Below are 21889 nucleotides of genomic sequence, written 5' to 3' on the forward strand. Positions count from 1 at the left end.
AAAAATGGCTTTAGATAAAAATCAAATTGCAAAACGAATTGCAAAAGAAGTAAAAGACGGTTACTACGTAAACTTAGGAATCGGAATCCCGACACTGGTTGCCAATTTTGTTCGAACGGATATTTCAGTTGAATTTCAAAGTGAAAACGGAGTATTGGGCATGGGTCCATTTCCATTTGAAGGAGAAGAAGATGCGGACATTATCAATGCAGGAAAACAAACTATTACTACGTTGCCCGGAGCTTCCTTTTTTGACTCCGCTTTTAGTTTTGGAATGATACGTAGCAAAAAAGTTGACTTAACGATTTTAGGTGCGATGGAAGTTTCCGAAAACGGCGATATTGCCAATTGGAAAATCCCCGGTAAAATGGTAAAAGGAATGGGCGGAGCGATGGATTTAGTTGCTTCGGCAGAAAACATCATTGTTGCCATGATGCACGTGAACAAAGCCGGCGAATCAAAAGTGCTAAAAAATTGTACTTTACCATTAACTGGTGTAGGTTGTGTTAAAAAAATTGTAACCGAATTAGCCGTGATGGATGTTACACCAAACGGTTTCAAACTTCTCGAACGAGCTCCCGGTGTTTCTGTCGAAGAAATCATCAAAGCTACAGAAGGAACATTGATTGTAGAAGGTGAAATTCCGGAAATGGTTTTGGATTAACTACTAAGAAATAATATATGAAAAAAATCCTGTTCCTATTTTTCTTGACTTTTTACAATGGATTTTCACAAGAATATTTACTAGAAGATGAAGTTTTAAAAGGGAAACCTAAATCGATTGAACTAACTGTTTCAAGTGAAAATTCGAATGAAATTCCAATAGAATCGAAAACGTTTGATGAAAAAGGAAGGATAATTTTATTCAAGAAATTTTACAACAATCGTATTCATACTCAAGAGAGAACAAAATATACCAAAAATCAAATCATTATAGAATTATGTGATGGATGTAATGATTTAGACAAAGAATTTGCGGAATTTTCAATTAAAGAAAATCAAAAGAATCCTTATTCAGGATATTTAACTGCCGACCCCAGAAGAACATTTAAAACAATCAAAACAACTGACAAAAAAGGAAATGTAATTTTATCTAACACTTACAATCCGGAAGGTTATTTAATTTGGGAAAAAAGATATACTTACGATAAAAACACCAACCTTTTATCTACTGAAACTTTTGATGACGAAGGTAAAAAAGAAAAAGAATATATAAAAAACACTTATGATTCAAAAGGCTTATTAATCGAATCAATTAACGTAACAGATCATCATGAAACTAAAACTGCATATGAGTACGACAAACAGAATCGAAAAATAATTGAAAAAGTTTGGCAAAATAAAAAACTAAACGAATATAAATTTGAATATCTAACCATAAAAGATACATCTAAGGTTTTGAAATATTACAAAAATCTTGATGATAACTCTTTTAAATTAGGCACTTCTGAAGTTACTTATGTTGAAAATAACACTAAAATTAAAAAAGTAACTGGTATTTATAATGGTAATATAAACTACACCCGTTTTTTTGTTTATGATGCTCAAAACAAACTCATTTCTAAAACCTATTATAACGAGAAAAACGAACTTCGAACAGAAACAAAAATAAAGTATGATCAAGTGGGAAATTGGATTGAAATGAATGTTTCAAATCTAATGAATGTTAGTTATAACGGAGGAGAATTAAAGCCTGAATGGAGAAGAAATAAATATATTAGAAAAATTCAATATAATTAAATTCTTGCTAATCGAAATTAATGATTATTTATTCAAATACCCCAACAAAACCTCATTGGCATTTTCAAAAGTAGGAGGTTGATCGGTGACCCTTACTGCTCGTTTTTTGTTTAATTTATAGGTCAAATCAAATTCTGTTGTAAATAGAATAACCGATAAAAACGGATTATTAATAAAAGGAAGCAAACGTTCAAAAGCACTATCAATAGTATGAATTTCAAACAATTCTTCTTTTTGAAAGCGGAATTTCAATTCCAATTTTAATTCATTTTCATCTAAAACGGGACGAATAAAAATATTTTTTAGTTCAGTGTTGCCGATGGTTTTGGCAAAAGTAAGTTTGGCAAAAGTTCCATCAGAAAGACTTGCTTTAAATTGTTCATAAAACTCAGAAAACGTTGCAGTAAATAACATATTTTTATTTTTTATCCTTTCGGAATAGCATCAATTAATTTTTTGGTATAATCACTTTTCGGATTGGCATACAATTGATCTGCATCGGCGATTTCTTCCATTTTCCCTTTGTTCATGACTAAAACTTGGTCGCTCATGTATTTTACAACTGCTAAATCATGAGAAATAAAAATATACGTAAATCCGAAATTTTCTTTTAGTTCATTCAGTAAATTCAACACTTGAGCTTGAACAGATATATCCAATGCCGAAACCGACTCGTCGCAAACAATTAATTTGGGTTGCAAAGCAATGGTTCTCGCAATGCCAATGCGTTGCCGTTGACCACCTGAAAATTCATGCGGATAACGGTTAAAATAAGCCACGCCCAACCCTACTCTTTCCAAAATCTCGATGGTTTTTGCTTTTCGTTCAGAATCGTTTTTATACAAACCATGCACTTTCATCGGTTCCACAATCGCTTTTCCAACCGGAATTCTTGGGTTTAAAGACGAATATGGATCTTGAAAAATAAGCTGAATTTCTTTTCTAAGTTTTCTAATTTCGTCTTTGCTGAGTTTTGTAATGTCGTTTCCTTTATAAAAAATTTGTCCGGCAGTTGCTTTATCCAATTGTAAAATGGCGTTTCCTAAGGTTGATTTTCCACAGCCGGATTCGCCCACCAAACCAACTGTTTCGCCTTCATAAATTTTAAAACTCACATCATCAACCGCCTTAAACGACAGTTTTTTTCCAAATAAACCAATAGTAGAAAGATATTCTTTTTCTACATTTTTTACTTCCAAAATTGGCTGTTGTGCATATAATTTCTCTTGATTTTCTTTTCTTTCTTCGGAAGAAACAATTTCGTTTGAAACCGAATTATTCAAAAAATCCTGAATTGTTGGCAATCGTTTTAATCTAAAATCCAACGAAGGTCTAGAGGCTATCAATGCTTTGGTATAATTGTGCTGCGGATTTTCAAAAATAGCTTTGGCGATTCCTTGTTCAACAATCTCGCCTTTATACATCACCAAAATTCGATTGGCAATTTCTGAAACCAACGACAAATCATGCGAAATAAACAAAATACTCATCTTGGTTTCTTGTTGCAAATCCTTCAACAATTGAATAATTTCCTTTTGAACGGTTACGTCTAAAGCAGTTGTGGGCTCGTCAGCAATCAAAATTTTTGGTTTGCAGGCAATCGCCATCGCAATCATAACTCGCTGTTTTTGCCCGCCTGAAATCTGATGCGGATATTTGTTGAATAGTTCTTCCGGATTGGGTAATTTTACTTTTTCAAACAATGAAAGTACTTCTACTTTTATTTCTTTGTTTGATAACTCAGTATGTCTTTCTAAAATTTCGGCTACTTGAAAACCGCATTTTAAGGATGGATTTAACGAACTCATTGGCTCCTGAAAAATCATCGCAATTTCGTTTCCTCTTATTTTTTGAAATTCCTTATCGGATAAATTCGTGATTTCTTTTCCTTCAAAAACAATTGAACCGCTATTGATAGAAGAAATTCTTTTTGGCAACAATCCCATAATCGCCAATGATGAAACTGATTTTCCTGAACCGGATTCACCAACCACACCTAAAATTTCATTTGAATTCAGTTGAAAATCAATTCCATGAATAACGGGAATATAGCTTTTCTCTCGCAAAAAAGAAATTCCAAGTTGACGTACTTCTAACAATGGAAAAGACAAATCTGCCATTAAATATGAATGATTTCTTCTTCAATTAATAAATCTTCTCTTCTCATTCTCAAAAACAATTGAGCAACAGCAATGACATCTTTTTCACAATACGTTACTATTCGATCAATATCCTTATCAACATAATAAACATAAGCCACTTCGCTACCATCAATATCATCTTTAGGAGAAGGAATATTTAACACTTTAGTCAATAATCGTAGGGAAGTATAATGTTTATAATCGCCAAATTTCCATAATTCCATCGTGTCGATATGTGGAATTTCCCAAGGTTTTTTTCCAAATAAATTTAATTTGGCCGGTATTTCAATTTGATTGATAATCATCCTTCTTGCAATAAAAGGAAAATCAAATTCTTTGGCATTGTGTCCGCAAAGAATATGCTGAGGTTGATTAAAATGATTATTGATTAAATTACTAAACTCTTTTAAAATCTTTTTTTCTTCACCATGAAAAGAGGTAACTCTAAAATTTCGAATGTCACCTTTTATCGTAAAATAGCCGACAGAAATACAAATGATTTTTCCAAATTCAGCCCAAATTCCAGCTCTATCATAAAACTCTTCGGGTGTAAATTCATCTTTTCGTTGATACTGTGTTTTCGATTCAAACAAATATTGTTTTTCTTCATCTAACAATTTAAAATTTTCTTGTTCCGGAACCGTTTCAATATCCAGAAATAAAATGTGGTCTAATTTAATTTTTTCGATCATGGCTTTAAATTTATTTATAAATATATAAAAAAATGATTTGAAAACATAATCCCAAAAAAAAACCACCATAAAGGTGGCTTAATCGAATTATAATTTAGTAAAACAAATTTTATTGATTAACTTCAGAGTCAATTACTTTTCCTTTGATAGTTAGCACTTTAGGAACTTCATTTTCGTTTAATGAAACGGTAACCGTTTTTGAAAATGCACCTGGTGATGCTGCATTATAAGTAGCAGTCACTGTAGCTTTTTCTCCAGGTTTTACCGGGGTTTTAGTATAATTTGTAGCTGTACAACCACAAGAAGCTTTTACATTAGTAATGATAACGGTTTGTTTGGTTGTATTTACAAAACTAAAATCGTGAGATACCGGTACACCTTTTTTCAAATCACCAAAATCAAAAACTTCTTCTTTCCATTTTACAGGCGTAGTAGGTTTTTGTGCAGGTGGTGTAGTAGTGATTGTTGGACCAACATCAGCTTTTTTCTCTTGAGCAGAAACTCCTACTGAAAAGAAAAGAGCAGCCGCAATTGTCAATAATGATACATTTAATGATTTCATAAATATTATTTTTTAGTGTTTATTACTATTTTTGAACAGAACAAATGTATCAATTCATAATTTAGATTTTGTTAATCGATATTTAAGTTTTGTTAATGAGTTGTTAATCGCTGTTTTTTACTGATTTATAAGATGATTGATTAACTAGTTTTGTTCCATTAAAATAATATTTTTTGAAATTTACCAGATTAAATAGTATCATTTTAGCCGGATTTATCTGCATTATTGGCGTGTTGATTATGCAATTGCTAATGCTTAATCAAGCCTATTCGTTTGAGAAAAAAGAAGTAGAAGAAAAAATTCACTTCGCTCTTCAAGATGTTGTGAAACGAATTTACAGAGACAACAAAACCGAATTAAACATCACAAACCAAGTTAAAAAAATTACTGATGACTATTATATTGTCAATTTAGATGATGTTTTCGAGCATGAAGTTTTAGAGTATTATCTAAAAACAGAATTTCAAAAAGTGAATTTAGATTTGGATTTTGAATATGCTATTTACGATTGTGGTACCGATGAAATGATTTATGGAAGGTATATCACAAAAGATACGGAAAAACCTAAAAAATGTGAAAATTGCTTTCAAAAAAATGAAGGATTAATTTACTACTTTGGTATTCGTTTTCCGGAATTACAAAAGCAATTCATCACTTCGTTAGGTCAATATTGGATTTATACACTTATCTTATTTTTGGTTTTAATTATTTATGTTTATTCCGTTATTTTATTATTGAAACAAAAAAAATACGCTGAATTACAAACGGATTTTATCAATAATATGACTCATGAATTTAAAACGCCATTGGCTTCGATTTTAATTGCTTCTCAATATGCTACGAATCAAGAAGAAATTAAAAATCATCCGAAACTATCTAAATACATGCAAATTATTACCCAACAAAGCCAAAAATTAAACCAACATATTGAGCGTATTTTGAATGTAGCCAAAGGCGATGCAAAATGGATTGAATTAGAAAAAAAATCAATTCCATTACTAATAGCTTTGGAACAAGTGAAAGAAAACACCTTATTAAAAACCACAAAAAATTGTTCCATTACTATAAATGTTTCCGAAAAAATTTTGGTGAATGCCGATGAATTTCACTTTAACAACATCCTTTTTAACATCATTGATAATGCGGTAAAATATAGTCCAATTCATCCTGAAATTACCATCAATGGAAATGAAACAGAAAAAGGCTTACTACTCAAATTCAGTGATAACGGTATCGGAATAGACCCCCAACATATTGATTATGTTTTTGATAAATTCTATAGAGTGCCGAGAGAAAACAAAAAAGATATTGAAGGTTTTGGAATTGGATTGTTTTACGTAAAAAAAATTATTGATTTACATAAATGGAAAATAGCCATTCAAAATAATCCATTAGCCGGAATTACGATATCTATTTTCATCCCTAAAAATGATTTGTCATGAGTAAAAAAAGAATTCTATATGTAGAAGACGACGAAACACTCGGTTTTTTAACCGCTGATAGCCTAGAAAGTCAATTTGATGTTGCTCATTTTACAAATGGAAAAGCAGGTTTTGATTCCTTTTGTAAAGAAGACTACGATTTATGCGTTTTAGATGTTATGTTGCCTGATATGGATGGATTTGAAATTGCAACAGCCATTCGAAAACGAAACCAAGAGATTCCCATCTTATTTCTTTCTGCTAAAACCATGAAAGAAGATCGCATAAAAGGTTTAAAATTAGGAGCTGATGACTATTTGGTGAAACCCTACAGTATGGAAGAACTAATTTTGAAAATCGAGATATTTTTAAACAGAAGTCAAAAGTCTGCTTCCAAATCAAATGCAATTTATTTGATTGGTTCTTTTGAATTTGATCCTGCTAATTATTGCGTGACAAAAGAGGCAACCGTTACCAACTTAACCGAACGTGAATCTGCTCTTTTGAAATTGTTTTTAGAAAATAAAAACACGGTTTTAAAAAGAGAAAAAATATTAATGGAACTTTGGGGAACCGATGATTATTTTGTGGGTAGAAGTTTAGATGTGTTTATTTCCCGATTACGAAAAATTTTCAAAGACGAACCCAACATTCGGATTGAAAATATTCCGAGAGTTGGGTTCAAATTATTACTTAATTAATCAATCTTATTTTACAAAACTTTTCATATATAGCTCAATGGCTTCCAATTCGTGATCTTTCATACTTTTGGTAATCGCAAAATTGGTTTTCATCACTTCATATTGACTTGGGTCAACAATTGGTTTGGCATTTTCTCTTAAAAAATCAACGATATCGGCATTTTGTTCTTTATAAATTGTAGCTATTTCTTTTATACTTGGTCCTATAACTTTTTGGTCAGGTTTGTGGCAAGTATAACAAAGTCCAACCCCATTGAAAAGTTCTTCTCCCAATTTAATTTTAGCTTCTACTGAATTTTCAGTTACTTCAGGAGTTGCAGACGCTTCTTTCCCAAAGGGCTCTTGCTTTTTATCTTGACAGGAAAATAAAAACAAACCAATAAATAAAAAATATAGATTTCTCATGGTCTAGGTGTTTGATTTACACAAATATACACCTTAAAAAAACAGAAAAAGGTGATATTTATCAGTTACGAAATTATCTTTACTACTTCCTTAGCAAAATAACTCGCTATCATATCGGCACCTGCTCTTTTGATAGCCGTTACTTGTTCCATCATTACCGCATCGTGGTCAAGCCAACCTCTTTCTGAAGCTGCTTTAATCATAGCATATTCACCCGAAACCTGATAAACCGCTACCGGAACATCAAACGCATTTTTTACTTCTCTAACGATGTCCAAATAGGCAATTCCGGGTTTTACCATGACAATATCAGCTCCTTCTTCAATATCCATTCGCGTTTCTCGGATGGCTTCGATACGGTTATGGTAATCCATTTGATACGTTTTTTTGTCTTTCGGGATATTTTGAGCATCCACCGGAGCACTATCTAACGCATCGCGAAACGGTCCGTAGTGTGCCGAAGCATATTTGGCACTGTAGGCCATAATTCCGGTGTTTACGTACCCTTCGTCTTCCAATGCTTCTCTGATTTCTAAAATTCTTCCGTCCATCATGTCGCTTGGAGCTACAATATCAGCACCGGCTTCGGCATGTGAGCAACTCATTTCAGCTAAAATGGCAGAAGTAACATCATTTACAATCATTCCGTTTTCAATCACTCCATCGTGTCCAAAAGACGAATACGGGTCTAAAGCTACATCGGTCATCACAATCATATCCGGAACGGCATTTTTAATCACTTTTACGGCTCGTTGTATCAAACCGTTAGGATTTAAAGCTTCGGTTCCTTTGTTGTCTTTTAAATTATCGGGGACTTTTACAAAAACTAAAACCGTTTTTAAATTTAGTTTAGCCAAATCTTTGACTTCCTTTTCCAATAAATCCAAACTCAAACGGAAATAGTTTGGCATGGAAGCGATTTCCTCTTTTACATTTTTTCCTTCCACCACAAAAAGGGGTACAATAAAATCGCTGGGCGAAAGAATAGTTTCACGAACCAATGAACGAATGGTTTCGTTGGTTCTTAATCTTCGGTTTCTTCTTAATGGAAACATAATGTTGGTATATTTTTGATTATAGATTGTAGATTAATTTACAATCCGATTTTTTCTGCTGTTTTATCGTAATATTTTTTTATTCTTTTTGGTGGATCAAAACGATAGCCTGCTGTCATTTTTATAGTTGATATTTCGTCATTCAATCGAATTTGAGCAGTTGTATCCTGAATAAAATCAATATAATTTAGGTTTACAAAGGTAAAAAATGAATCGGAATTATAACCAATTTTTAAACTCGCACTCCATTCATAAATAGCCGATACATCTCCATCCACACTCGTAAGTCCTGCCCCGGTTGACATTCCGCCGGAAAGCAAGAAATGATTATTGATAACAAAGTTATAAAAATAAGACGGAGCCAATGAAGCAAGAAAAATATTGCTCTTTGTGTCTTCGCCACCATCATTCAAATCGATATTGGTGTAATACATCGAAAGATTTGAAATAAAGCTTCCTGCACTTTTTGATTGCCATTCTTTTTGATTCGCTATAGTTTTGAATGAAAATTTATCATTAAAAATATAGGAAGTGGTACCGCCAATTTTTGTCGTACGCATTCGCGGAAGTGTAACTTTCTCTAGACCATCACTCACATAAAATCCTTTTTGATTGATAAAAGTGATCGATTGCATCCATTTTTTATGATACAATCGTGTGCTTAAGGTGAATAATTTTGAATCGCTATTGTCTTTGTTTTCAGCAAAAAAAGCAGGTGAAAACCCGTAGGAAATATCGATAAATTTATAACTCAAATTCACCCCTATTTGTTCTCGACGGTTAGGTTGAAATTCTAAATAATTATCTATTCCGTCTAAATTATAATTGATTAAAAAACTATTGGAAGTATCAAAATAATATAAACTGGTTATTACTTTTTCGTCATAATTTGTAAAATGACTGATTTGTTCAGAATCTTGTTGAGCAAACGAACAGCTAATTCCTCCCAAAAACAATACTATTACAATTTTTACGCCCATTCTTTTGGTTTTTGCAATACCGAAATTAATTTTTCTTCTTCGCTTCCTTTTTCAGGATGATGGTCATACACCCATTGCACATGTGGAGGTAAACTCATCAAAATACTCTCGATTCTGCCATTGGTTTTTAAACCAAACAATGTTCCTTTATCATGTACTAAATTGAATTCTACATAACGCCCTCTGCGGATTTCCTGCCAAGTACGTTGTGCAGTAGTGTATTCTAAATTTTTTCTTTTTTCAACAATTGGAACATAAGCCTCAAGAAAACTATTACCAACTTCGGTAACGAAATTATACCAATCTTCCATCGTCATAGCATCGGTCACTTTTAAATAATCAAAAAACAAACCACCAACTCCTCTAGCTTCATTGCGATGAGCATTCCAAAAATAGTCATCACATTTCTTTTTATAGTTGGGATAAAATTCAGGATTGTGTTTGTCACAAGCGGTTTTACAAGCATGGTGAAAATGAATCGCATCTTCTTCAAACAAATAATAAGGTGTTAAATCTTGACCGCCGCCAAACCATTGGTTAATGATGTTTCCGTTTTCGTCATACATTTCAAAATACCGCCAATTCGCATGAACGGTTGGCACCATAGGATTTTTAGGATGGATGACCAAACTCAATCCACAAGCAAAAAAATCGGCTTCTCCCACACCAAACATTTTTTGCATCGTATCCGGTAATTTGCCATGAACGGCCGAAATGTTTACACCTCCTTTTTCAAAAACTTGCCCTTTTTCTATTACACGAGTTCGGCCACCGCCACCTTCGGGACGTTCCCAAATATCTTCACGAAATTTGGAAATGCCGTCAACATCTTCTAACCCTTTACAGATTTGGTCTTGTAGGTTTTGTATGTATTGATAGAATTTATTTTTCATTATTCCAATTCCTTTTTATCTCGCAAATAATCTGATGCGTTCAACTTATTTACTATTTTTTTTTCGGTTTTTTCTTCAATTTGTTTTCTAGTATTTCCGGCGATGGTTCCACCTTGTTTAGCAATTTTTTTGCTCTCAGTAAAATTCTTTGGTTTTTTTTCTTTGCTAATTTCTGTTGTAGTTGCTTCGGCTAGCATGTTTAACACCAATTCCAAATTACTCATGTTATCACGCAAATTTTCTTTTTTTAAACCTTTGTGATTTTTATATTCTTTAACCGACAAACCACTCCAAGCTTTAGTAATTTCATCCGTCAAAATGGCGAATTCTTGTCCATTTTTCACTCCTCGTTTTTCCCATTCATCCGTTAGTTCTTTTCTAACCTCAATACTTTTTAACCTTTGGTTTACCCATTCTTTTGAATATCCTTTTTTGAGATAGGCTTCCATTAATCTGTCAAAGCCTAATTCAGGATCTTCAATTTCATCAATACGTTCTCTCCCTACTTGTGCCAACCAAAGTTTAAAAGGTTCTGCTTTTTTAGACGGAATAGATTGAATCAAGCGGAATAACTGCTCGGTATCAGCTACATCGGTTTTATAAAATTTACCATCAGAAGATTGTAATTTCAGTTGACTACAATTTGTAGCCAACTCACTTCCTTCTTTTTTTAATCGTGTTTTTAATACACTCCAATATTTTCTGGCATTTGGAGATTCCGTTAATATTTCAACAACATCAATAATAGAAAAATACCATTTTTCTTCATCTTCACTCCAAAGGGAACGAACTTGTTTTTGTTCAAATAGTTTTATGGCGGTTTCTTTAGTCATTTTTTGATTATAAATGTAATTTTTGCTTCTTCAAACTAAAAACCCCTCACTTCCTATTGATTATACTCCTTCACCGCCTCTACAAAAGCCTTCGCATGGTCTACCGGAATATTTGGTAAAATACCATGACCTAAATTTACGATGTAGCTATCTTTTCCAAATTCGTCAATCATTTGATGTACCATTTTTTTGATGGTTGGAATTGGCGATAATAATCGTGATGGGTCGAAATTTCCTTGTAAAGTGATTTTTCCACCGGATAAATAGCGAGCATTTCGAGCAGAACACGTCCAATCTACACCTAAAGCCGAAGCTTTTGATTTAGCCATGTCATTTAATGCAAACCAACAGCCTTTTCCAAAGACAATTACTTTGGTATAAGGAGCCAAAGCTTCCACTATCTGATTAATGTATTGCCATGAAAACTCTTGATAATCCACCGGAGACAGCATTCCGCCCCAAGAATCAAAAATTTGAATGGCATTACAACCCGCTTTCACTTTTTCTTTTAAATACAAAATGGTGGTATCAGTAATTTTTTGCAATAACGTATGAGCCGCTATCGGATTGGAAAAACAAAATCCTTTGGCGGTATCAAAACTTTTGGAACCTTTTCCTTCTACAGCATAACAAAAAATCGTCCAAGGTGAACCAGCAAAACCAATCAACGGCACCTCATCATTCAACATTTCTTTGGTTAATTTCACTGCATCCATCACATAACCTAACGTTTCTTCGATATTGGGAACAAATACTTGGTCCACTTGCTCCATGGTTCGAATAGGATTCGGAATAATGGGTCCTAAATTGTCTTTCAATTCCACATGAATACCCATGGCTCTTGGAACAACTAAAATATCTGAGAACAAAATGGCAGCATCCGGTTTTACAATTCGTATCGGTTGAACCGTAATTTCTGCTGCTAATTCCGGCGTTTCACAACGGGTAAAAAAATCGTATTTGTCGCGTAAAGCTCTAAATTCAGGTAAATATCTTCCGGCTTGACGCATCATCCAAACGGGTGGACGCTCAACGGTTTCGTTATTTAAAGCTCTTAAGAAAAGATCGTTCTTTATCATATTCAATAATTAAAACTTATGATTTATTAAAATAATTTATACACTGAATAATTACATTTTCAACGGTGGGTTGGTTTGCAATTACTTTATTGTTTGTTGTTAATTCGGCCGCAGTAGTAGTACCAATACAAAAACAAATTTCATTTGTAATCGCATTTTCCATTACATAACTTTGAACAGCTGAAGGACTAAAAAACAAAATCCCATCAACTTGATTATCCATTTTGTGTGGCGTTAATACGGTCTGATACACTTCTATCTCTTCAAAAATAATATTGTTTTTTTGAAAAGCATTTGGAATCGTATCTCTTCTCAAATTTCCGGAAAAAAAAGTAAATTTTTTATCGGAATGATATTTTAAAAGGTATTCAACTAATTCTTCTGCATAATCAAATGATTGTTCAACTTGGAATCCGTTTTCTTCAAGCAATTGCCTTGTTTTTATTCCGACACAAAAAGAAATTTTATTTTTTAAAATTGGATGATTTTCATTTTCCAAAACACTCAAAACCGCATTTTGACTAGTAAATATCAAAAAATTATAATTTGATGCTTTGTTGATTTTATGTGATATAATTTGAATAAAATCAGCTTCCACCAATCGAAAACCAGCGTTAAGTAAAAACTGTTTTTGGTTGGATTTTAGTTTTTTAGTCGATACTATTCTAATTGATTTTTCCAACTTAATCTTGTCCTTCGCAATAAATGGAAATATTTTTATTATCGCCAAATACCACTAAAATATCATCTTCGTAAATAATTGTGTCCGGTGTTGGCAATCCAATTGTTTCTTTTACGATTGTTTTTTTACCAATTAAATTTGTTTTTTCCTTCTTGCGAATAATGGTAACTAAATTCAAATGATACTTGTCAATTGCATTCAATTCAGAAAGCGTTTTTCCGTGAAATTCGGGTTTTGATTTTACTTCAGAAATCGTATAATTATTGTCTAACTGATAGTTTTCTAACGTCGTTTTAAAGTTGATTTGCTTGGTCAAACGATCAGCACTTTCTTGTTCCGGATGAATGATACTGTAAATTCCCATCGCCTCCAAAACCGTATCGTGAATAGGCGATAACGCACGACTGATAATTTTTACGTTTGATAATTTTTTGATAATGGCCGTCGTAATAATCGCTGCTCCTTCATTTTCTCCGATGGCTACCACAATTTTATCGGCATCTTTCAATGGCAACGATTCATACGCCAATTCGTTTGTGGAATCCATACAAATGGCATGAGAAATTTTATCTTTGATAAGATTAACTTTATCCATTTGTTTATCTACTCCAATCACTTCATTTCCGGTTTCTGTCAAACTTAAGGCAAGTGACATTCCGAAATTTCCCAATCCAAAAATGATGATTTTCATTTTTATCTAATTTAGTTAATTAAAATATTTTCTTTTGGATACTCATAAAACTGATGATTGATTTGTCTGAGCATTCCAATCATTAAGTTGAGCATTCCTATTCTTCCAATAAACATGGTTAAAATCAACACATATTTACTAGGTTCAGTTAAAGTTGGTGTAAAATTTAGCGATAATCCAACGGTGCTGTACGCTGAAAAACATTCAAAAACCACAGAAAGTAAGTCGGTTCCTTTGGGTTCAAAAATCAACAATGCTAATATGGCAAATCCAATTACAATTAATGAAATACACAAAATAGCAAAAGCACGAGAAGTAGATTCGCTCGAAATTCTTCTTCCTAAAATTTGAATTCTTGATTTTCCTCTGGCAATGCTAAAAATGTTTAATGTTGCCAGAGCAAAAGTACTTGTTTTTATTCCGCCTCCAGTTGACGCCGGTGAAGCTCCAATCCACATTAAAAAAATGATAAACAACAAGGTTGGAACGGAAAGTTGTGTGAAATCAATCGTATTAAATCCTGCTGTTCTCGGTGTTACTGAATTAAATGCTGTTGAAGTAATTTTTCCAAACCATGAAGAATGTAAATTCATTGTATTATTGTATTCGGAAATCCAAAGAAATACAAATCCTCCAATCAATAAAATTCCGGTTGTATATAATACAATTCTTGAATTCAATGTCATGATATTCACTTGTTTGTGAATTCTTTTTCGATCAAATAATTCTAAAACATTTATTTTTAAATATTGATAAAAGTTAAAAATAATATTGTAACCCAAACCACCAAATACAATCATTACCATTAAAATCCATTGCATAAAATAATTGAATTGAAGATGGCTTTCACTTAATCCGGCAGACATCGTTGAAAAACCGGCATTACAGAAAGCAGAAATAGAATGAAAAATGGAAAAGAAAAATTTATCCTTAATTTCAGGGTTTTCCAAAATAGAAGAATAGATAAATAGTGCACCAATTAATTCAACACTAATGGTAAAAACAACAATATTTAAAGCCATTTTCAACACATCTTTAAGTGTATCTTGTGCAATAAAATCGCGAACATTTAAACCCTCTTTAAAGGAAGAACTACCTCTAAAAAAGAAAGCAAAAAAGGAGGTAAACGTTAAAATTCCCAATCCGCCAATTTGTATTAAACTGATGATAATGGTTTGCCCGACGGTTGTAAAATCTTTGGCAGTATCCACCACAATCAAACCGGTTACGCAAACCGCACTAGTGGAAGTAAACAAAGCATCGGTAAACGAAATTCCGTTTGTGGTTGCATTTGGAAGCATTAATAAAAATGATCCGATGAGAATGATGGCAAAAAAACTTCCCACAAAAACAATGGCCGGATTATAATATACTTCATATACATACCGTACCAATATCATTAATCGGATAATAAAATAAAAGATTAAACCGGCTTCAAGAATAGGCCTTATTTTCCGTAAAACATCCAGATAATGTTGATCTATATTTAAAAGTGCAATAATAACTGACACTAAAAGTAAAACACCAATAATCAGCGAGTTGACAAACGCAACCTTTTTCCTTCCGGATGTTTTGTAATAAAAATATTTGAAGATATTAAACGCAAAAAGTGCAATCCCAATTAAAACTAAACCAATAAATTTGGGCGTTTGATATTCAATATGAATGCTGTATCCAAAATCAAAAACAATATACGTCAATACGATAAGATCGAAAAAACGATAAATAATCTTAAGTATTGAATCTTTTTGCATAAGTAAGGTTTAGTGCTTCTTTACGAGAGCTTGTTTAATTGCTTTCATTAGCTCAGAACCACCGTTATTTAAAATTTCTGTAGCACAAAGTTCGCCAAAATTTTGATACAAATCGATTTTTACTGTCTTTTCTATTTCCAATTTATGCTTTCCGTCTAATGAAAAAAGGACTCCTCTTAACGTAATTACATCTTCGTTTATTTCTGCTAAAGCTCCAATTGGTGCGGTGCATCCGCCTTCTAAAGTTTTCAGAAATTGTCGTTCAACAAACGTACAAATTTCGGTTTCTTTGTGGTTCAATTGTGCCAGTGCATTTCTTGAAAACGAATCATTTTCCATAGCAACCACCATCATAGCTCCTTGTGCCGGGGCAGGAATCATCCAATCTAAATTAAGATATGTTTCGGGTTTCAGATTGATTCTTTCCAAACCGGCTGCGGCAAAAATAGCTCCATTCCAATGGTTGTCCTTTAATTTTTGCATTCTGGTATTTACGTTTCCACGTAAATCTTCTACATGGTGAGTAGGATATTTATGTAACCATTGGGCTTTTCTTCTCAAGCTTCCGGTCCCGATAGTTGTCGGGATAGTTGCCGAATTTTCCAAAAAAGACAAATCTCCTTTGTGTACCAAAATATCTAAGGTTGAAGCCCGTTCTAAAACCGCCGCTTGCACAATTCCTATTGGTAAAGCGGTTGGAACGTCTTTCATAGAGTGAACCGCAATATCCACTTCGCCTTTCAACATAGCTACATCAAGGGTTTTGGTAAAAATACCGGTAATTCCAAGTTCATAAAGTGGTTTGTCTAAAATAATATCGCCTGTAGATTTTACGGCAACAATTTCGGTTGGATAGCCTAAGTCTTTTAATTTTTTCTCAACGGTATGAGCTTGCCAAAGTGCTAATTCGCTGTCACGAGTTCCAATTTTGATGGTTTTACTCATTTTACGGCTGTTTCAATTTGAAAAATTTTTTCAATCCATTCGATGCTTTCATCCACCATAGTGTTGTCATCTTTTAAATGATTGGCAAAATGGGTTGTGATTTTTTGAATGATTCGATTGCTGATAATTTCTGCTTGATCTTGATCAAAATTAGCAATTTTTTTGCGTTGAAAATCCAGCTCACCTTCTTTAATCGCGTTTAATTTTTCTTTTAACGCATGAATGGTTGGAGCAAATTTTCTGGCTTTCATCCAAGCTATAAATTCCGATTTCACTTCGTCAATTATAGCTTCTGCAGCCGGAATATGTAGTTTTCTTTTTTCTAAGGTATCGTCTGTTAATTGCGATAAATAATCCATGTGAACCAATGAAACATTTTCTAATGTTTTCACATTTTCATCCACATTTTTTGGAATGGATAAATCTAAAATTAAAAGTGGTTTTTTTAGATTTAAAATATCTTTATCGATAGTAGGATTTTGAGCTCCGGTGGCAACAATTAGCACATCGGCTTTTTGAATTTCCAGTTGCAATTCGGTATAATCTTTTACGATTAAATTGAATTTTCCGGCTATTTTTTCTGCTTTATCTTTGGTTCTGTTAATAAGAACTATATGGTCGTTTTTGGTATGTTTTACAAGGTTTTCGCAGGTATTTCTCCCTATTTTTCCAGTTCCGAAAAGAAGAATATTTTTCTGAGAAATTCCGTCTACGTTATTGATAATATATTGAACCGAAGCAAAAGCAACCGAAGTGGCTCCTGAACTAATCTCTGTTTCGTTTTTAATTCGTTTACTGGCTTGAATCACAGCATTTATCAACCGTTCTATAAACGAATTGGCCAATCCGAACGATTTACTCTCAATAAAACTATTTTTGATTTGACTAATGATTTCAAAATCACCTAAAATCTGACTATCTAAACCGGTTCCCACACGAAACATGTGCGAAATGGCTTCTTGATTTTTATAAACAAAAGCAACTTTTTGAAATTCTTCAACAGTTCCAACGCTATTTTCACACAACAACTTAATCAATTGAAACGGATGTTGTGCAAACCCATATATTTCAGTTCTATTACAAGTAGATGTTACAATCAAACTATCTATTCCTTCCAACTTTGCTTGACGCAAAATGTTGGTTTTGGCTTTTTCGTCTAAACTGAATTTTCCTCGTGTCTCCGCATCGGCTTTTTTGTAACTCAATCCAACGGCATAAAACGTTTGATGTTTCGACAAGTTTAAATTTTCCATAAATACACTTTTCCTAAAAAGTTGAACAAAATTATTATTATCTATTCTATAAAAGTATCGCTCAAAGTACTTTTTGTATCGCTTGAAGATATCCAAATCCAAAATATGGTTTTCATCGTAATTTCTTTTATATTTGTAGCATTGACAACGCTTTTGAAAGTCTTTGTTTAGAATAATTCTAAATAAACAAAATAAATGCTCTCCAAAGAATATACGAAAAAATGTCGCTATGGGTTCTCAAGAAGAAATAAAAATTGAAGATGATTTTATTTTAATCCGTTTTCAAAACGATTCAGACGAGGTGGTTCGCTTTGAAAGACAAGTATCTACGGGATTAATTCAATTTCATTTTGGGCTAAAAGGAAAAGCAAAATTCATCTTTAATCAAGGAAATTATGCCTTGGAAATGAAGGAAGAAAAATCACTTTTGCTCTATAATCCACAAAAAGAATTGCCTGTTCATTTGGAAATTGCACCCCAATCGTGGATGATTTCAGTGTTGGTTTCAATAAAAAAATTCCACGCTTTGTTTTCCGCCGAGGCAGAATATATTCCGTTTTTGAGTGATGACAATCGTGAAAAAAAATATTATGCCGAAGAAAACATGAGTCCTTCGATGGCAATCGTGCTCAATCAAATCTTTCATTACAACCTCAATGCTTCAATAAAAAATCTCTATTACAAAGGAAAAGGTTATGAACTGTTAAGTTTGTACTTTAACCGCAACGAAGATCAGAATGCGGAACATTGTCCGTTTTTGATTGATGAAGAAAATGTGTTAAAAATTAAAAAAGCAAAAGAAATTGTGATTGCCAACATGGCCGAACCACCGGGCTTACAAGAATTAGCCGATCAAGTAGGTTTGAATTTGAAGAAATTAAAAATGGGTTTCAAACAAATTTATGGCGATAGTGTTTACAGTTTTTTGTTTGATTATAAAATGGAATACGCTCGAAAATTGTTAGATAGCGGAACATACAATGTAAATGAAGTAGGTGTTCAAATAGGATACAGCACCGCTTCGCATTTTATTGCGGCATTTAAAAAGAAATTCGGTACCACTCCGAAGAAGTATTTAATGTCTCTCTCAAATTAAAAAAATAAATTGCAACATAAAAATGAAAAAAGGAGTATTATTAGTCAACTTAGGTTCGCCCGAAAGTCCAACCCCAAAAGATGTTAAACCATATTTAGACGAATTTTTAATGGATAAATATGTAATTGACGTTCCATATTTATTAAGAGCATTATTAGTTCGCGGAATCATTTTACAAACCCGACCAAAAAAATCGGCAGCTGCTTATGCTAAAATTTGGTGGGATGAAGGTTCGCCACTCATTGTGTTGTCGAAACGAATGCATAAAAAAGTACAAGCCAACACGAGCATTCCGGTAAGTTTAGCGATGCGTTATGGTAAACCAAGTATTGAATCTGGCTTACAAGAACTACACGATCAAGGTGTGAACGAAGTGATGCTTTTTCCTTTGTATCCGCAACACGCGATGGCTTCAACAGTTACGATTTTAGTGTTGGCAGAAGAAATTCGTAAAAAGAAATTCCCGAACATGAATTTTACCATTCTTCCAGCTTTTTACAATCAAAAAGATTACATTCGAGACTTATCCAATTCTATCAAAAAACATTTGGAAGGGTTTGAGTACGATCACTTGTTATTTTCGTACCACGGAATTCCAGAACGTCATATTCGTAAAACCGACGTAACCAAAAGTCATTGCAAAATAGATGGTTCTTGTTGCCACACACCTTCGCCTGCACACGAGTTTTGCTACCGTCATCAATGCTATGAAACCACCAAACAAGTGGTTGAGTTTTTAGGAATTCCCGAAGGAAAATACAGCCAAACTTTTCAATCTCGTTTAGCCGGAGACAAGTGGCTGACACCTTATACCGATGTTGAAATCAACAAAATGCCTGAAAAAGGAATTAAAAAATTAGCGGTTGTTACTCCAGCTTTTGTTTCTGATTGTTTGGAAACATTAGAAGAAATAGCCATGGAAGCCAATCATGAGTTTAAAGAGCATGGCGGCGAAGAATTTTTAGCCATTCCGTGTTTAAATGACGATGATGATTGGTGCAAAACCTTGAGCCGTTGGATTGATCAATGGGCTTTTGCCGAAATGGAAACTAGTAAATAATGGCAAAATCATCAGGAGCATTAGGAACCGATGACATCAAGCAACTCTTGATAAAACAAGCCGTTCCGGCCTCAATTGGTATTCTATTTATGTCGATTAATATTTTAGTCGATACCATTTTTGTAGGTCAATGGATAGGTTCATTGGCTATTGCTGCTGTAACGGTTGTATTACCCATTACTTTTTTAATTTCTTCCTTAGGAATGGCGATTGGAATTGGCGGAAGCTCCATTATTTCAAGAGCTTTAGGAGCAAAAGACAAAGAAAAAGCCTATCGTACTTTTGGCAATCAAATCATGATGACCTTGATATTGGCGTTGTTTTTTGTGGTGATTGGTTTTTTATATTCCGATGAAATTTTGTTGCTTTTTGGAGCCAACGGAGAAATCATGAAACCTGCCAAAGAATTTTTTATTCCGGTTTTAATTGGTGTTCCGTTTTTGGCTCTTTGTATGATGGGAAATAACGTGATTCGTGCTGAAGGAAAAGCCAAATTTGCGATGATGGCAATGATTATTCCGGCTTTTGGAAATATTTTTCTCGACATTATTTTTATCAAATTTATGAATATGGGAATGTTTGGAGCGGCATTAGCCACAACCATTTCCTATTTTATGTGTTTCGTTTTTATTCTTTGGTTTTTTATAAAAAAAAGCGAATTAAGGCCTTCCGCACATCATTATCGATTTGATTTTTCATTGGTAAAAGAAATCTCTTCTTTAGGATTAGTGACGTTTTCCCGTCAAGGAGTTGTGAGTATTTTAGCCATTATTGTCAATCATACGTTGTTTGTTTACGGCGGAGAACATTCAGTTGTTGTTTACGGCATCATTAGCAGAATGTTGATGTTTGCTTTGTTTCCCATTTTGGGAATTACGCATGGCTTTTTGCCGATTGCCGGATACAATTATGGAGCCGAAAATTACACGCGTGTGAAGGAAACCATTTCCATTTCGATAAAATATGCTGCTCTTTTAGCAACATTTATTTTTCTAATCATATTGTTTTTTGCACAACCTATTGTAGCCGTTTTTACCAACGATTTAGAGGTTATAAAAGAAACACCAAATGCAATGCGATGGGTTTTTGCCGCAACACCAATTATTGCTTTACAGCTTATAGGTGCAGCTTATTTTCAAGCGGCCGGAAAAGCTATTCCGGCATTATTGCTGACTTTAACAAAACAAGGTTTTTTTCTGATTCCGCTAGTGCTGGTTTTGCCAAATTATTTTGGTATTTTTGGAGTATGGGTTGCTTTTCCGATTGCCGATGTGTTATCAACACTAATTACGGCCTATTTTTTGCGAAAAGAAATGACCACCAAATTAATAGAAACACAATAAATGGAAATATATAACTACATCAAAGCCTTACATCTCATTTTTGTGGTCACTTGGTTTGCCGGACTTTTTTATATCGTTCGTTTATTTGTATATCATGCCGAAGCAAGAGAAAAACCGGAACCGGAACAACGTATTTTAATCCAACAATACCAGTTGATGCAATACCGATTATGGTATATCATCACATGGCCGAGTGCTATTTTAGCCAGTATTTTTGCTTTTTGGCTTTTATATTTAATTCCTACTTGGCTTTATCAAGATTGGATGTTAGTAAAACTAGGTTTTGTTGTTTTATTGTACTTATATCATTTTAAATGTCATTTGATTTTTAAGCAATTACAAAAAAATGAAGTGAAAAACAGTTCCAATTTTTTCCGTTTGTGGAATGAAGGAGCCACATTAATCTTATTTGCAGTAGTGTTTTTAGTGATTTTGAAAAATGCCGTCAATTGGATTTTTGGTGTGATTGGTATCATTGCTTTTTCTTTACTGCTAATGATTGGGTTTAAATTTTACAAACGAATTCGAGAGCGTCAATCGTGAATTTTTTACAAAAAATAGGG

Annotated in this window: 23 protein-coding genes; 8 read left to right on the forward strand and 15 right to left on the reverse strand. The window is 33.3% G+C overall.

What is annotated here, in order from left to right; all coding sequences use genetic code 11:
- The first annotated feature begins 4 nt into the window (after window positions 1-4).
- Window positions 5-664 carry a 3-oxoacid CoA-transferase subunit B gene (locus H601_RS0100325; RefSeq protein WP_026709659.1) on the forward strand — a complete coding sequence of 220 codons (660 nt, stop codon included), beginning with the start codon at window positions 5-7 and terminating at the stop codon, window positions 662-664.
- 17 nt (window positions 665-681) lie between these two features.
- Window positions 682-1740 carry a hypothetical protein gene (locus tag H601_RS0100330; RefSeq protein ID WP_026709660.1) on the forward strand — a complete coding sequence of 353 codons (1059 nt, stop codon included), beginning with the start codon at window positions 682-684 and terminating at the stop codon, window positions 1738-1740.
- 24 nt (window positions 1741-1764) lie between these two features.
- Here H601_RS0100330 and H601_RS0100335 read toward each other — a convergent pair whose 3' ends face one another.
- The 4 genes from H601_RS0100335 to H601_RS0100350 all read right to left on the reverse strand — a co-directional run bounded on the left by H601_RS0100335 (window position 1765) and on the right by H601_RS0100350 (window position 5135).
- A complete protein-coding gene (locus H601_RS0100335) occupies window positions 1765-2154 on the reverse strand; it encodes a hypothetical protein (RefSeq protein ID WP_026709661.1) in 390 nt (129 codons plus the stop codon).
- Window positions 2155-2165: 11 nt separating this feature from the next.
- The gene (locus H601_RS0100340) at window positions 2166-3860 is read right to left on the reverse strand and encodes an ABC transporter ATP-binding protein (protein ID WP_035655281.1); all 1695 of its coding nucleotides are present in this window, start codon (window positions 3858-3860) and stop codon (window positions 2166-2168) included.
- A complete protein-coding gene (locus H601_RS0100345) occupies window positions 3860-4573 on the reverse strand; it encodes a 3'-5' exonuclease (protein ID WP_026709663.1) in 714 nt (237 codons plus the stop codon). Before H601_RS0100345 ends, H601_RS0100340 begins: the two co-directional genes overlap by 1 nt.
- A 109-nt stretch (window positions 4574-4682) precedes the next feature.
- Entirely contained in the window at window positions 4683-5135 is a 453-nt protein-coding gene (locus H601_RS0100350) for a DUF1573 domain-containing protein (RefSeq protein WP_026709664.1), read from the reverse strand.
- Window positions 5136-5308: 173 nt separating this feature from the next.
- On the opposite strand from H601_RS0100350, the gene H601_RS0100355 reads away from it, so the two are divergent.
- Window positions 5309-6577 carry a sensor histidine kinase gene (locus H601_RS0100355; protein ID WP_026709665.1) on the forward strand — a complete coding sequence of 423 codons (1269 nt, stop codon included), beginning with the start codon at window positions 5309-5311 and terminating at the stop codon, window positions 6575-6577.
- Window positions 6574-7257, forward strand: coding sequence for a response regulator transcription factor (locus H601_RS0100360; protein ID WP_026709666.1), 684 nt, complete (start codon window positions 6574-6576; stop codon window positions 7255-7257). Before H601_RS0100355 ends, H601_RS0100360 begins: the two co-directional genes overlap by 4 nt.
- Window positions 7258-7263: 6 nt before the next feature.
- Here the strand turns inward: H601_RS0100360 and H601_RS0100365 are convergent, their stop codons facing one another.
- The 11 genes from H601_RS0100365 to hemA form a co-directional block, all read right to left on the reverse strand.
- A complete protein-coding gene (locus H601_RS0100365; RefSeq protein WP_026709667.1) occupies window positions 7264-7662 on the reverse strand; it encodes a c-type cytochrome in 399 nt (132 codons plus the stop codon).
- A 65-nt stretch (window positions 7663-7727) separates the two neighbouring features.
- Complete coding sequence (hemB, locus tag H601_RS0100370; protein WP_026709668.1) at window positions 7728-8717, reverse strand: porphobilinogen synthase; 990 nt, start codon at window positions 8715-8717, stop codon at window positions 7728-7730.
- Between the two features lie 38 nt (window positions 8718-8755).
- Entirely contained in the window at window positions 8756-9697 is a 942-nt protein-coding gene (locus H601_RS0100375) for a DUF4421 family protein (protein ID WP_026709669.1), read from the reverse strand.
- A complete protein-coding gene (gene hemF, locus H601_RS0100380; RefSeq protein WP_026709670.1) occupies window positions 9688-10590 on the reverse strand; it encodes an oxygen-dependent coproporphyrinogen oxidase in 903 nt (300 codons plus the stop codon). The genes H601_RS0100375 and hemF overlap by 10 nt, the downstream gene beginning before the upstream one ends.
- Window positions 10590-11423 carry a BRO family protein gene (locus H601_RS0100385; protein WP_026709671.1) on the reverse strand — a complete coding sequence of 278 codons (834 nt, stop codon included), beginning with the start codon at window positions 11421-11423 and terminating at the stop codon, window positions 10590-10592. Before H601_RS0100385 ends, hemF begins: the two co-directional genes overlap by 1 nt.
- A gap of 53 nt (window positions 11424-11476) precedes the next feature.
- Complete coding sequence (gene hemE / locus H601_RS0100390; protein WP_026709672.1) at window positions 11477-12502, reverse strand: uroporphyrinogen decarboxylase; 1026 nt, start codon at window positions 12500-12502, stop codon at window positions 11477-11479.
- A gap of 16 nt (window positions 12503-12518) precedes the next feature.
- Window positions 12519-13184 (reverse strand): uroporphyrinogen-III synthase, encoded by a 666-nt coding sequence (locus H601_RS0100395; protein WP_026709673.1) that lies wholly within the window; start codon window positions 13182-13184, stop codon window positions 12519-12521.
- A 1-nt stretch (window position 13185) separates the two neighbouring features.
- Complete coding sequence (locus H601_RS0100400; protein ID WP_026709674.1) at window positions 13186-13875, reverse strand: potassium channel family protein; 690 nt, start codon at window positions 13873-13875, stop codon at window positions 13186-13188.
- 11 nt (window positions 13876-13886) lie between these two features.
- Window positions 13887-15629 (reverse strand): TrkH family potassium uptake protein, encoded by a 1743-nt coding sequence (locus H601_RS0100405; RefSeq protein WP_035655284.1) that lies wholly within the window; start codon window positions 15627-15629, stop codon window positions 13887-13889.
- A 9-nt stretch (window positions 15630-15638) separates the two neighbouring features.
- A complete protein-coding gene (gene hemC, locus H601_RS0100410; protein WP_026709676.1) occupies window positions 15639-16574 on the reverse strand; it encodes a hydroxymethylbilane synthase in 936 nt (311 codons plus the stop codon).
- Window positions 16571-17827, reverse strand: coding sequence for a glutamyl-tRNA reductase (hemA, locus tag H601_RS0100415; protein WP_026709677.1), 1257 nt, complete (start codon window positions 17825-17827; stop codon window positions 16571-16573). Before hemA ends, hemC begins: the two co-directional genes overlap by 4 nt.
- A 229-nt stretch (window positions 17828-18056) precedes the next feature.
- On the opposite strand from hemA, the gene H601_RS0100420 reads away from it, so the two are divergent.
- Genes H601_RS0100420 through H601_RS0100435 form a run of 4 tightly spaced genes read left to right on the forward strand, consistent with a single transcriptional unit; the run spans window position 18057 to window position 21869 of the window.
- Window positions 18057-18923, forward strand: coding sequence for an AraC family transcriptional regulator (locus tag H601_RS0100420; protein ID WP_026709678.1), 867 nt, complete (start codon window positions 18057-18059; stop codon window positions 18921-18923).
- A 22-nt stretch (window positions 18924-18945) separates the two neighbouring features.
- The gene (gene hemH, locus H601_RS0100425; RefSeq protein WP_035655286.1) at window positions 18946-19983 is read left to right on the forward strand and encodes a ferrochelatase; all 1038 of its coding nucleotides are present in this window, start codon (window positions 18946-18948) and stop codon (window positions 19981-19983) included.
- Window positions 19983-21326 carry an MATE family efflux transporter gene (locus H601_RS0100430; RefSeq protein ID WP_026709680.1) on the forward strand — a complete coding sequence of 448 codons (1344 nt, stop codon included), beginning with the start codon at window positions 19983-19985 and terminating at the stop codon, window positions 21324-21326. Before hemH ends, H601_RS0100430 begins: the two co-directional genes overlap by 1 nt.
- Entirely contained in the window at window positions 21327-21869 is a 543-nt protein-coding gene (locus tag H601_RS0100435; RefSeq protein WP_026709681.1) for a CopD family protein, read from the forward strand.
- The last annotated feature ends 20 nt before the right edge of the window (window positions 21870-21889 follow it).

Origin of the sequence: Flavobacterium filum DSM 17961 (assembly GCF_000425465.1) — a bacterium.
GTDB classification, from domain to species: Bacteria; Bacteroidota; Bacteroidia; order Flavobacteriales; family Flavobacteriaceae; genus Flavobacterium; species Flavobacterium filum.

What these genes read in the sequence shown, in the direction of transcription:
- H601_RS0100325 (WP_026709659.1), top strand. Translation starts at nt 5, where the DNA reads ATGGCTTTAGATAAAAATCAAATTGCAAAACGAATTGCAAAAGAAGTA.
- H601_RS0100330 (WP_026709660.1), top strand. Translation starts at nt 682, where the DNA reads ATGAAAAAAATCCTGTTCCTATTTTTCTTGACTTTTTACAATGGATTT.
- H601_RS0100335 (WP_026709661.1), bottom strand. Translation starts at nt 2,154, where the DNA reads ATGTTATTTACTGCAACGTTTTCTGAGTTTTATGAACAATTTAAAGCA.
- H601_RS0100340 (WP_035655281.1), bottom strand. Translation starts at nt 3,860, where the DNA reads ATGGCAGATTTGTCTTTTCCATTGTTAGAAGTACGTCAACTTGGAATT.
- H601_RS0100345 (WP_026709663.1), bottom strand. Translation starts at nt 4,573, where the DNA reads ATGATCGAAAAAATTAAATTAGACCACATTTTATTTCTGGATATTGAA.
- H601_RS0100350 (WP_026709664.1), bottom strand. Translation starts at nt 5,135, where the DNA reads ATGAAATCATTAAATGTATCATTATTGACAATTGCGGCTGCTCTTTTC.
- H601_RS0100360 (WP_026709666.1), top strand. Translation starts at nt 6,574, where the DNA reads ATGAGTAAAAAAAGAATTCTATATGTAGAAGACGACGAAACACTCGGT.
- H601_RS0100365 (WP_026709667.1), bottom strand. Translation starts at nt 7,662, where the DNA reads ATGAGAAATCTATATTTTTTATTTATTGGTTTGTTTTTATTTTCCTGT.
- hemB (WP_026709668.1), bottom strand. Translation starts at nt 8,717, where the DNA reads ATGTTTCCATTAAGAAGAAACCGAAGATTAAGAACCAACGAAACCATT.
- H601_RS0100375 (WP_026709669.1), bottom strand. Translation starts at nt 9,697, where the DNA reads ATGGGCGTAAAAATTGTAATAGTATTGTTTTTGGGAGGAATTAGCTGT.
- hemF (WP_026709670.1), bottom strand. Translation starts at nt 10,590, where the DNA reads ATGAAAAATAAATTCTATCAATACATACAAAACCTACAAGACCAAATC.
- H601_RS0100385 (WP_026709671.1), bottom strand. Translation starts at nt 11,423, where the DNA reads ATGACTAAAGAAACCGCCATAAAACTATTTGAACAAAAACAAGTTCGT.
- hemE (WP_026709672.1), bottom strand. Translation starts at nt 12,502, where the DNA reads ATGATAAAGAACGATCTTTTCTTAAGAGCTTTAAATAACGAAACCGTT.
- H601_RS0100400 (WP_026709674.1), bottom strand. Translation starts at nt 13,875, where the DNA reads ATGAAAATCATCATTTTTGGATTGGGAAATTTCGGAATGTCACTTGCC.
- H601_RS0100405 (WP_035655284.1), bottom strand. Translation starts at nt 15,629, where the DNA reads ATGCAAAAAGATTCAATACTTAAGATTATTTATCGTTTTTTCGATCTT.
- hemC (WP_026709676.1), bottom strand. Translation starts at nt 16,574, where the DNA reads ATGAGTAAAACCATCAAAATTGGAACTCGTGACAGCGAATTAGCACTT.
- hemA (WP_026709677.1), bottom strand. Translation starts at nt 17,827, where the DNA reads ATGGAAAATTTAAACTTGTCGAAACATCAAACGTTTTATGCCGTTGGA.
- H601_RS0100420 (WP_026709678.1), top strand. Translation starts at nt 18,057, where the DNA reads ATGGGTTCTCAAGAAGAAATAAAAATTGAAGATGATTTTATTTTAATC.
- hemH (WP_035655286.1), top strand. Translation starts at nt 18,946, where the DNA reads ATGAAAAAAGGAGTATTATTAGTCAACTTAGGTTCGCCCGAAAGTCCA.
- H601_RS0100430 (WP_026709680.1), top strand. Translation starts at nt 19,983, where the DNA reads ATGGCAAAATCATCAGGAGCATTAGGAACCGATGACATCAAGCAACTC.
- H601_RS0100435 (WP_026709681.1), top strand. Translation starts at nt 21,327, where the DNA reads ATGGAAATATATAACTACATCAAAGCCTTACATCTCATTTTTGTGGTC.